1 protein-coding gene is annotated in these 1,499 nt (G+C 64.9%); it reads right to left on the minus strand.

Annotated features, from left to right (window positions below; translation table 11 throughout):
• Positions 1-1,436 (minus strand): non-ribosomal peptide synthetase (locus ADY01_RS35555; RefSeq protein ID WP_234320553.1); only part of this gene is annotated, 1,436 nt, incomplete at its 3' end.
• Positions 1,437-1,499 lie beyond the last annotated feature (63 nt).

Raw genomic sequence — 1,499 nt, forward strand, 5'->3', positions numbered from 1 at the left:
GAAAAAGAGACAGCCCCCGCCCCCGCCACATACAACTCACCCACCACACCCGGCGGAACCACATCCAACCGACCATCCAACACAAAAACCTGCGTATTCCAGAAAGGACGACCAATCGGTGGGGTCTCGATATCCACCAAAGGTCCGGTGGAAGTCGCGCAGACGGTGAATTCCGTGGGGCCGTAGGCGTTGATCATCTTCCGGCCGGGAGCCCACCGCGCCACGAGTTCGGCAGAGCTGGCCTCACCGGCGACGATGATCGTCGTGCTCTTGGGAAGGCGGTCCTCTGCGCCCATAGCCGTCAGGACAGCTGGGGGGAGAGTGGCATGCGTGATCGCGTGCTGGGCCATCAAGCCGCAAAGCGGTGGTCCCGCCTGCAATCTTGAGGACAGGGCGAGAACGAGCCGGGCTCCCGTCAGCAGAGCCATACATGTTTCCCATACCGCAGCGTCGAAGCTGGGGGAGGCGAATTGCAGGATGCGGCTGTTGGGTCCGACGTTGTAGCGGGTGGCCTGGTTGGCTACGAGGCTGGCGATGCCTTGGTGGGTGACGGTTACGCCTTTGGGGCGGCCGGTGGAGCCTGAGGTGTAGATGACGTAGGCGGGGTGTGTGAGTGACAGGGGTGAGGTGCGTTCGCTGTCGGCCGGATTGCTGGCCGGGTGACGGGTCAGGGTGTTTCGTACCGTGGGGTCGTCGAGGATCAGGGGCGGGTTGTCCTGCGGTAGTGCGGGGGCGGCGGTGGTGGTGGTGATCACGCGTGCGGGGGTGGCGTCCTGGAGCAGGAACGCGATTCGTTCACGGGGGTACTCGGTGTCGATCGGCAGGTAGGCGGCCCCCGTCTTCAGGATGGCCAGGAGTGCCACCACCATGTCCGCCGACCGTGGAACCGCGACCGCCACCAGTTCCTCGGGGCCGATGCCGAGGTCGATGAGGTGGTGGGCGAGGCGGTTGGCCTGTGTGTTGAGTTCGGTGTAGGTGAGTTCGGTGTCCTGGCAGACGACCGCCACGTTGTGCGGTGTTGCCGCGGCCTGTGCCTCGAACAGGGCCGGCAGTGTCGCGGCCGGGACCTCTCGGCGGGTGTCGTTCCACTCGGTCAGCACCTGGTGGCGTTCCGCCGGGGAGAGGATGTCGATGTGGCTGATCGGTGTCGTGGGGTGGTGTGCGAGTGCGGCCAGTGTCCGGGCGAGTCGGTGGGAAAGGCTCTGGGCGGTGGTCCGGTCGAAGAGGTCGGTGGCGTATTCCAGTACCCCGGTCAGGCCGCCGCCATTTACTTCTCCCACGCTGAGGGATAGGTCGAATTTTGCTCCGGTCAGGGTTACCGGCTGGTTCTGGAGTGTCAGGTTGCCGAGGGTGGTGTGGTGGTGGGTGTTGTTTTGGAGGATGAGCATGGTTTGGAAGAGGGGGTGGTGGGTGAGGGTGCGGGGTGGGTTGAGGATTTCGACGAGGCGTTCGAAGGGGAGGTCTTGGTGGGCGTAGGCGGCGAGGTTGGTTTGGCGGGT

The organism is Streptomyces sp. SBT349, assembly GCF_001083795.1.
In the GTDB taxonomy this organism is placed as follows: Bacteria; Actinomycetota; Actinomycetes; order Streptomycetales; family Streptomycetaceae; genus Streptomyces.